The organism is Streptomyces phyllanthi (genome assembly GCF_009377205.1).
Taxonomy (GTDB): Bacteria; Actinomycetota; Actinomycetes; order Streptomycetales; family Streptomycetaceae; genus Streptomyces; species Streptomyces phyllanthi.
This window is the reverse complement of sequence record NZ_VJZE01000390.1, coordinates 1-8,908: the sequence shown is the minus strand read 5'-3', so window position 1 is coordinate 8,908 and position 8,908 is coordinate 1. Positions and strand designations below refer to the sequence as shown.

The 8,908-nt window shown below is 72.5% G+C and carries 9 protein-coding genes; 3 read left to right on the top strand and 6 right to left on the bottom strand.

Annotation, left to right across the window (positions count from 1 at the left end; genetic code table 11):
* Nucleotides 1-29 precede the first annotated feature (29 nt).
* The 3 genes from FNH04_RS35425 to FNH04_RS35415 are packed head-to-tail and all read right to left on the bottom strand — an operon-like array spanning nucleotide 30 to nucleotide 3,087.
* Entirely contained in the window at nucleotides 30-1,304 is a 1,275-nt protein-coding gene (locus tag FNH04_RS35425) for an ABC transporter substrate-binding protein (RefSeq protein ID WP_152789951.1), read from the bottom strand.
* Entirely contained in the window at nucleotides 1,304-2,137 is an 834-nt protein-coding gene (locus tag FNH04_RS35420) for a carbohydrate ABC transporter permease (protein WP_322724768.1), read from the bottom strand. Before FNH04_RS35420 ends, FNH04_RS35425 begins: the two co-directional genes overlap by 1 nt.
* Nucleotides 2,134-3,087 carry a carbohydrate ABC transporter permease gene (locus FNH04_RS35415; RefSeq protein ID WP_322724767.1) on the bottom strand — a complete coding sequence of 318 codons (954 nt, stop codon included), beginning with the start codon at nucleotides 3,085-3,087 and terminating at the stop codon, nucleotides 2,134-2,136. Before FNH04_RS35415 ends, FNH04_RS35420 begins: the two co-directional genes overlap by 4 nt.
* A 249-nt stretch (nucleotides 3,088-3,336) precedes the next feature.
* On the opposite strand from FNH04_RS35415, the gene FNH04_RS35410 reads away from it, so the two are divergent.
* Nucleotides 3,337-4,188 carry a phosphotransferase enzyme family protein gene (locus tag FNH04_RS35410; RefSeq protein WP_152789953.1) on the top strand — a complete coding sequence of 284 codons (852 nt, stop codon included), beginning with the start codon at nucleotides 3,337-3,339 and terminating at the stop codon, nucleotides 4,186-4,188.
* 203 nt (nucleotides 4,189-4,391) lie between these two features.
* Here the strand turns inward: FNH04_RS35410 and FNH04_RS35405 are convergent, their stop codons facing one another.
* On the bottom strand, nucleotides 4,392-5,315 hold the full coding sequence (locus tag FNH04_RS35405; RefSeq protein WP_322724765.1) for a LysR family transcriptional regulator: 924 nt from the start codon (nucleotides 5,313-5,315) through the stop codon (nucleotides 4,392-4,394).
* Between the two features lie 94 nt (nucleotides 5,316-5,409).
* On the opposite strand from FNH04_RS35405, the gene FNH04_RS35400 reads away from it, so the two are divergent.
* Nucleotides 5,410-6,363, top strand: coding sequence for a DMT family transporter (locus FNH04_RS35400; RefSeq protein ID WP_322724764.1), 954 nt, complete (start codon nucleotides 5,410-5,412; stop codon nucleotides 6,361-6,363).
* Nucleotides 6,333-6,845 (top strand): YbaK/EbsC family protein, encoded by a 513-nt coding sequence (locus tag FNH04_RS35395; protein WP_152789949.1) that lies wholly within the window; start codon nucleotides 6,333-6,335, stop codon nucleotides 6,843-6,845. Before FNH04_RS35400 ends, FNH04_RS35395 begins: the two co-directional genes overlap by 31 nt.
* A 10-nt stretch (nucleotides 6,846-6,855) precedes the next feature.
* Here the strand turns inward: FNH04_RS35395 and FNH04_RS35390 are convergent, their stop codons facing one another.
* Together FNH04_RS35390 and FNH04_RS35385 are read right to left on the bottom strand one after the other, a co-directional pair.
* Nucleotides 6,856-7,581: a 3'-5' exonuclease gene (locus FNH04_RS35390; RefSeq protein WP_152789948.1), complete on the bottom strand. Its 726-nt coding sequence runs from the start codon at nucleotides 7,579-7,581 to the stop codon at nucleotides 6,856-6,858.
* A 127-nt stretch (nucleotides 7,582-7,708) separates the two neighbouring features.
* A partial coding sequence (locus tag FNH04_RS35385) for an SAV2148 family HEPN domain-containing protein (protein ID WP_152789947.1) occupies nucleotides 7,709-8,908 on the bottom strand: 1,200 nt, incomplete at its 5' end.

Sequence of the window (8,908 nt, the reverse complement as noted above, 5' to 3'; positions counted from 1 at the left end):
CCGCACCACCCCTCGCCCCGCGCCGCCTCTCACCGCTGGTAGCGGGCCAGCACCAGGTTCCCGTCCTCCACCAGCCGTTCGCGCAGCTCCTCCAGGCCGATCGCCCCGCTGTAGTACTCCTGGAGGGCGGGCGTGGCGACCTTGTCCTTCCACTCCGGGTAGCCGCGCACCGACTGGGCGGGTGCCGGGCGAAGGTGCGCGGCGAGGGCCGTGCCGGTGGCCCAGTCGTGCTTACGTGTGCGCAGGGCCGGGTCCTCCAGCGCCTCCGTACCCGTGGGCAGCATCCAGTCGCCGAGCGCGAGACGGACCATGTTCCCGGGCCGGAGCATGAAGTCGATGAACGCGGCGGCCTCCCGCCGGTGCGGGCTGTCCTCGGCGATCGACAGCGTCTGCGGGCTCACGCCCTGGGCGAGCCCGTCGGCGCCGGCCGGGGCGGGCAGCACCTGCCAGTCGAAGCCCTCGGGCGCCTGCTGCGCGATCTGCTGACGGTACGAGAACCCGAGCGGGACCATCGCGTACCGGCCGCCGAAGAAGCCGGGCAGCGTGTCGGAGCCGCCCATGCCGAGCGTGGTGCCCGACGCGCTGCGGTCGGTGTTCACCTGGTCGTGCACGGTCCGCGGGACGACCTCGTCGGCGGCCCCGAAGCGGATCTCCACCTTGCCGTCCGCGCCCCGGTGGAACAGCAGGCCACCGGAGGAGAGCGACAGGTTGAGCGTGGCCGAGACCGGCTCCTTGAGCGGCCAGGCAACGCCGTACTTCCCGTCGCCGCTCAGCTCCTTCGTCACGGACCGGAACTCGTCCCAGGTCCACGGCTGCTCGGGGGTCGGGACGCGTACGCCCGTCTCCCTCAGCCAGGTGGCGTTGGCGATCAGCACGCGCGGTTCCTGGAGGAACGGCACCCCGTAGATCCCGTCCCCGAAGGTCGTCGTCCGCCAGCTCCGCTCGGGGATGTCGGACTTGAGCCGCTCGGGCAGCAGTTCGCGCAGGTCGGCGAGGTAGCCGCCGTATGCGAAGTCGGCCAGGTCGTCGGAGGCGTCATGGATGATGTCGGGCGCCTCGCCGCCCTCGAAGGAGGTGAGCAGCTGGTCGTGGACGCCGTCCCAACTGCCCTGGACGTACTCCACCCTGACGTCCGGGTGCGTGGCGTTCCACTCCGCCACCAGCTCCTTGTTGACGGCGACGGACTCCTCCTGCCAGGCCAGGGACTGGAAGCGGAGGGTGATCCGGCCGTCGTCCCGGCCGCCGCCGGACGAGCAGCCCGCGAGGAGCAGCAGGAGGACCGCGGCCAGCAGGCGTGCGCGCATCAGCTCTTCACCGCCCCGGCGAGCATGCCGCCCGTGATCCGCTTCTGGATCAGCGCGAAGATCACGAGGGAGGGCAGGGTCGCGAGGAACGCCGCGGCGGCGAGCGGTCCGAGGTCCGCCACGCCCTCGGCGCCGATGAAGTGCGTGAGGACGACCGGCAGGGTCTGCTTCTGAGGGCTCTTGAGCAGCACGAGCGCGAAGAAGAACTCGTTCCACGCGGTGATGAAGGCGAACAGCGCGGTCGCCACGATGCCGGGCGCGAGCAGCGGCGCCGTGACCGACACCAGCGTCCGCAGCCGCCCCGCGCCGTCCACCGCGGCGGCCTCCTCCAGTTCGGGCGGCACGGCCCGTACGTACCCGACGAGCATCCACAGCGCGAACGGCAGCGCCCACACCACGTACACCATGACCAGCCCGGGAACGGAGTTGATCAGCCGGAGGTTCTTCAGCACCAGGAACAGCGGGATGATCACCAGCACGAACGGGAACGCCTGGCTGACCACGACCCAGCCGGTGGCGGCCCGCGCGAGCGGGGTGCGGTGCCGGGCCATGACGTACGCCATCGGGGTCGCGATCAGCACGGCGACGACCGCCGCTCCGAGCGCCGCGACCAGGGAGTTGAACAGCGCGTCGAGCAGGGGCTGTTCACCGAAGGCCTGGCGGAAGTTGGCGAGGGTGGGGTCCTTCGGGATCCAGGTGGGGTGCAGGCTGCCCAGTTCGCGCGGCGGTTTGAAGGCGGTGGAGACCAGCCAGAGGAAGGGGAAGGCGAGGAACACGAGATAGGCGAGCAGCGCGAGGTACTGGCCCGCGCGGGCGGTCCTCCGGGTCCTCACGCCTCCTCACCTCCCGCCCTGAGCCGGCCGGCCAGACGGAACGCGAGGACCACCGAGATCACCGCCACCATCACGCACCCCATCGCCGCCGCGTACCCGAACTGCCCGTAGCCGAAGGCCTCTTCGTACGCGAACAGCATGGGCAGCCGGGTGCGGCCACCGGGCCCGCCGTTCGTGAGCACGTACACGAGGGCGAAGGAGTTGAAGTTCCAGATAAAGTTCAGCGCCGTGATGGCGAACGCAACCGGTCTGAGCGTGGGCCACGTCACCGTACGGAAGCGCCGCCAGGCGCCCGCGCCGTCCATCGCGGCCGCCTCGTGGAGTTCGCGCGGGGTGTTCTGCAGTCCGGCGAGCAGGGCGACCGTGGTCTGGGGCATGCCCGCCCAGACGCCGACCACGATGACCGCGGGCAGGGCGGTGGCGAGGCCGCTGAGCCAGTCGCGGCCGTCGCCGAGGCCCAGGTCGCGGAGGGTCTCGTTGAGGATGCCGGCGTCCGGGTTGTAGACGAGCCGCCACATGACGCCGACGACGACCTCGGGCATCGCCCACGGGATGATCGCGAGCGCCCGTGCCAGCCGGCGCAGCCGGAGGTCCTGGTCGAGCAGCAGGGCGAGCCCGAGCGCCAGCAGGAACTGCGGCACGGTGACGCCGACCGCCCAGAGCAGACCGATCCTGAAGGACTCCCAGAACAGTGTGTCCTTCGCCAGATCCTGGAAGTTGAGCGTCCCGATCCACTGGGTGGGCTCGGTCCGCCCCGACTGGGCGTCGGTGAACGCCAGCGCGATGCCGTACAGCAGCGGTCCGACGCTCAGTACCAGGATGGGCAGCAGCGCGGGCAGGACGAGGAACCAGGCGCCGCGGTCGAGGACGCGACGGTCCCGTCCCGCACGGGGCGCGCCCTTCGTCGGGCGGGGTCGCGGTGGTCGCCTCGGCTCGGTCGCCAGCGGCACGGAATCGGCTCCTCCGGTCGGCTTGTGACGGTGTGGGCGGCTCCTGGTGTTCTGGCCGTCCGGGCGGCCTCCGTCATGGTGCTGACGCCGGGTCAGACCGTCAAGGCACCGCGCAGGCCGTCCTACCTGTGCGAATGCGACACTGGCGGGAACACGACAGCCGATACGGCGGGTACGGGCGGTACGGAGACGACGTGCGTGCGGACATCGGAAGCGGCGTACGCGCGGTCACACGACGAAGGGCGCGGGATGGACGAGGCACGGGCGCGGGCAGTACTCGCCGAGGCCGGGCTGGGGCGGGGCGCGGAGCTGCTCGCCCTCGGTGAGAACGCGGTGTTCGCGGCCGGTGACCTGGTGGTCAAGGTGGGCCGCGACGCCGAGCTCCTCGACCGCGCCCGCCGGGAGCTGGAGGTCGCGCACTGGCTGGCCGGGGCGGACGTCCCGGCCGTCCGGGCCGCCGAGACCGCACCGCGGCTGGTGGACGGTCACCCGGTGACGCTGTGGCACCGGCTGCCCGACGCGGTACGGCCCGCCGAGCCCCGCGACTTGGCCGAACTGCTGCGGTCGGTGCACGCGCTGCCCGCCCCGCCGTTCGCCCTGCCACGCCGGGAGCTGCTGGGCGGGGTGGAGCGCTGGCTGCGGCTCGCGGGCGACGCGATCGACCCCGCGGACGCGGACTGGCTGCGCGAGCGCCGCGACGGTTTCGCCGCGTCGGCCGCCGCGCTCGTACCGCACCTGCCCACCGGCCCGATCCACGGCGACGCCCTCCCCCGCAACGTCCACGTCGGCCCCGACGGCCCGGTCCTGGTCGATCTGGAGACCTTCTCCGTCGATCTGCGCGAGCACGACCTGGTCGTCATGGCCCTCTCCCGCGACCGCTACGGGCTACCGGCGGAGGCGTACGACGCGTTCACGGCCGCGTACGGCTGGGACGTCCGCACGTGGGAGGGGTGCGCCGTGCTCCGGGGTTCCCGGGAGACGGCCAGCTGCGCCTGGGTCGCCCAGCACGCCCCGGCCAGTCCGAAGGCCCTGGCCGAGTTCGGACGCCGGGTGGCGTCACTGCGGGACGGGGACGAGACGGTGCGGTGGTATCCGTTCTGAGAGCCTGTGTCATATCCCCGGTCGGATCAGCGCGCGGCGTCTGGTGCGTGCAATCGCAAGGCGCCGGAGCGCCCTCGATGGGGGTCCCCCCGCTCGAGCGAAGCCGAGAGTGGGGGAGGAGTCACGTGGGCGTTTCGGCAACGCGGCGAGCGTGCGTGCCAGGCGTCGCACGCCCGGCCGGGGATATGACACAGGCTCTGAGGTCACGCCCCTGAGGGAGCGTCGGTGTCCCGGTCGCGGATCATCGCGGCGGCACGGCGGAGTTCGGCCAGGACCGTGCGGACCGCTCTGCGGGCGGTGCGCTCGGGGCGGTGGAGGGCGTCGACATGGCGTCTGGCCCGCACTCCGCTGAGCGGCCGGAGGACCAGCGCGGGGTGCGGGCGCATGGTCCAGCGTGGCATCAGGGCGAGCCCTCCCCCGGCGGCCACGGCCTCGGCGGCGACCGCGAACTCGTTGATGCGATGGACGAGACTGAGGCGCCGGCCCGCCGCCGCCGCGATGGCCTCGATGGTCGCCATGACCGGGAAGCCTTCATGCACGGTGATCCAGGGCTGGTCGGCCACGTCCCGCGGAGTCAGCCGCCGTTTGCCGGCCAGCGGGTGGTCGGCGGGCAGCGCGACGTCGAGCGGCTCGTGCAGCAGCGTGGTCGCGGTCACCGTGCGCGGCCAGGGCGGGGCGTGGTCGAGGCGGTGGGCGAGCACGAGGTCGTACGTACGGGTGAGGCGTGGGAAGTCGTCCTGGGCGACGTCCTCGTCGGCGAGCGCCAGCCGGGGCCCACCGGGTGCGGCGAGACCACGCAGCAGCAGCGGGAAGAAGGCGGCGCCCGCGCTGTGGAAGGCGGCCACCGACACCTCGCCGTCCGGCCGGTCGACGAACTCGTCGACCGTGTGCCGGGCCCGCGCCAGCGCGGTCTCCACCTCGATGGCCGCGCCCGCCAGCGCCTGCCCGGCCTCGGTGAGCACCAGGCGCCGCCCGTGCCGCTCGGTGAGCGGGACGGGGATCGAGCGCTGGAGCAACCGGAGTTGCTGCGAGATCGCCGACGGTGTCACGAGCAGCGCCTCGGCCACAGCGGTGACGCTGCCCAGTTCGCCCAGCTCACGCAGGATCCGCAGTTGCCGTTCGTCCACCTCCTCAGTGTAGGAAGACCGTGCAGGGAAACTGAAAGATCGCTTTAGGAACTGGTGCTGGGCTTCAGGGACGTCTCCGGTGCACGGTAGGCGCGTGCCCGATGCCCGCCGTACCGATGCGGTACTCCTCGTGGTCGCGCTCGTCTGGGGTTCCAGCTATCTGTCCGCCCAGACGGCCACCGCGGCCCTGCCCGTCCTGCTGGTCCTGTTCGCCCGTTACGCGCTCTCCGCGTTCGCCTGCCTCGGCTGTCTCGGCCCGGCGTCCGTCCGCCGAGGACCCGCCCGGCTCTGGACGCGCGACGAGCTACGGGCCGGACTGCCGCTCGGGGTGACCCAGGCCGCCGTGCTGCTCGTGGAGACCTACGGTGTCGCCCACACGAGTGCCGCCAACGCGGGGCTGATCATCAGCCTGACCATCGTCCTCACCCCTCTCCTGGACCGCTCGGGCCACCCCGGCGGTCTGCCCCCGGCCTTCTACGCCGCCGCCGGACTGTGTGTGGTGGCCGTGGCCCTCCTCATGTCCGGCAACGGCTTCCACGCGCCCCGGAGCGGCGATCTGCTGATGCTCGGCGCCGCGGTGGTGCGGGCGGCCCATGTGGCACTCGTCGGACGGCTCACCGCCGGCCGGGCGGTACGGCCGCTGCACCTGACGACCGTGCAGACCGTCGTCGGCACCGCGCTGTTCCTCCCGCTCGCCGCGCGCGACCTGCCCACCCTGGTACGGGCCGACACGGCCACCTGGCTCCAGTTGCTCTACCTCGCCCTGTTCTGCAGCGTGTTCGCCTTCCTGGCGCAGACGTGGGCGGTGCAGCGCACCTCCGCCAGCCGGGCCGGCCTGCTGCTGGGCACCGAACCGATCTGGGCCGCCGCCGTGGGCATCGCCCTCGCCGGCGAGCGCTTCACGCTCCTCACCGCTCTGGGCGCGGCCCTGATGGTCACCGGCACCTACTGGGGCCAGACCGTCGAACGGCGCCATCGCGACTTGGCCCCCGTCCACCGCACCGAACAGGAACCCGCATGCCCGAGCACGACACGTACGAACGCCTGATCGAGCTGCTCGACGCCTCCTCCGTCGACTACCGCCTCATCGACCACGAGCCCGAGGGCACCACCGAGTCGGTGTGCGCGCTGCGCGGCCACCCGGCCTCCGAGGCCGCGAAGTGCATCGTGCTGAGGGTCAGGACCGACCGGAAGACCACCCGGCATGTCCTCGCGGTCGTCCCCGGGGACCGGCGCGTGGATCTCGACGCGGTGCGCGCGCTGTTCGCGGCCCGCTACGTCGGCTTCTCGGACGCGGAGACCGCGGAGCGGCTGGCCCGTGCGATCCCGGGCACCGTGCTGCCGTTCAGCTTCGATCCCGACCTCGAACTCGTCGCCGACCCCGCGGTCGTGGCCCGGCCGCTGCTGTACTTCAACGCGGCCCGCCTCGACCGGTCCCTGGCCCTCTCCGGCGCCGACTACGCCCGGGTCGCCCGGCCACGGGTGGAACACATCGCGAGCCCGTCCCCCGTGCAGGCCGGCAGGGCCTAGTGCTGTGACACTAGACGACCCGCTCGTCCGCCAGTTCCCGCAGCGGCCAGGAGGCGTCGACGACCGCGTCCGTGTCGCCCTTGCGGCGCAGGAAGTCCTGGAAGTCCGCCGCCCATTGCGCGTACCACTCGATCTGGCGGCGGTGCAGCTCCGCCGGGCCGAGGGCGGCGACCTTGGAGTGGCGGGCGGCTATCGCGCAGGCGAGCCGGGCCGCGGCCAGGGCGTCCGCCGAGGCGTCGTGGGCGGAGTCGAGCGCGACCCCGTACTCCGTGCAGACGGCTTCGAGGTTCCGCTTGCCGCGCCGGTAGCGGTCCACGGAGCGGTCGATGGTGTACGGGTCGATGACGGGCGCCGGGTCGAGACCGCCGAGCCGCTCGCTCAGTGACGGCAGGCCGTGGCGGCGCAGCTCGGCGGAGAGCAGGGTGAGGTCGAAGGCCGCGTTGTAGGCGACGACCGGTACTCCCGTCCTCCAGTACGTGACGAGGACGTCGGCGACGGCGTCGGCGACCTGGTCGGGTGGGCTGCCCTCGGCCGCCGCGCGCTCGTTGCTGATGCCGTGCACCGCCACCGCGTCCGCCGGGATCTCCACGCCCGGGTCGGCGAGCCACTCCCGGCGTCCCAGCGGCTTTCCGTCCTTGAGCTCGATGACCGCCGCCGTGACGATGCGCGCCTCGCGCGGGTCCGTGCCGGTCGTCTCCAGGTCGAAGCCGATCAGCAGCTCCTGGTGCCAGCCCATGGTGGCCCCCCTTCTTGGTGGTGCTTTCCCCCAGTGGCCTCCACCCTCCCATGCGCCACTGACAATCCGAAGACCGCATTCCGCTTAGGGCCCGCGACCGGGAGAGGCGGTACCGGGAGGAGTGCCGTCACGAGACGGGCCGCGAGTCCGCCCATGTCAGTTCGAACTCCTCGCGGTATGTCTCGAAAAGCCCGCCTTCGCCGGTCTCGTCCGGCTTGAGGAGCCGTTGGCCACCGCGCAGCACGAGCACCGGCGCCTCCATCCCACGGGTGCGGCGCAGATACGTCTGGACGACCGCTATGCCGTCCGAGCCGTCGCCGTCCACGAGATACGCCGTGAAGCGCGGCGTCTCGTCGAAGACCTGGATCTCGAAGGCGCCCGGATCCCGCAGCCTGGACCGCACCCGGCGCATGTGCAGGATGTTCATCTCGACGGAGCGGCTCAACTCGCCCCGCTTTATGCCGAGTTCACGCTCACGCCGCTTCACCGCGCTGGACGCCGGGTTGAGGAACAGCAGCCGTACCCGGCAGCCCGACTCCGCGAGCCGTACGAGGCGCCGTCCGGAGAAGTTCTGCACGAGCAGGTTCAGCCCCGTTCCGATGGCGTCCAGACGACGGGCGCCCCCGAAGAGGTCCTCCGCCGGGAACTGCCGCAGCAGCCGCACACGGTCGGAGTGCACGCCCACGACGTCCGCGTACCGGTCGCCGACCAGGGACTCCACGGCGTCGACCGGCAGCCGGCGCGCCGAGGGAACGTCGCTGCCCGCGCCGAGGATCTCAAGGAGCCGGGCCGAGGCCCGCTCGGCCTGGGCCAGTACGGCCTCCGACAGGGCCCGGTTGCGGGAGACGACGTTCCGGGTGACCTCCAGCTCGTCCAGGGCCAGTTCCACGTCGCGCCGCTCGTCGATGTACGGCTCGAAGCACGGCCAGTGCTGCACCATCAGCTCGCGCAGCTGCGGCAGGGTGAGGAAGCTGAGCACGTTGTCGTCGGCGGGGTCCAGCAGATAGCCCTTGCGGCGGCTGACCTCGCGTACGGCGACCGCGCGCTGCACCCACTCCTGTCCCGCGGGCCCGGCGGCGGCGACCACCCACTCGTCGCCGTGGACGGGTTCGTAGATGGGACGCAGAACAGCGGCCACGACCGCGCGCAGCCGCTGTTCGACGAGGTTCAGCCAGATGTAGGCGCGGCCGGCCCGCTGGGCGCGCGTACGCACCTCGCGCCAGGCGTCGGCGTTCCAGTCCAGTTCCGGTCCGATGGAACCCGTCTCCATCGGCCGTGCCAGGGACACCGCGCCGGGTGGGACATCCGCGGAGTTCCCCTCGTGACC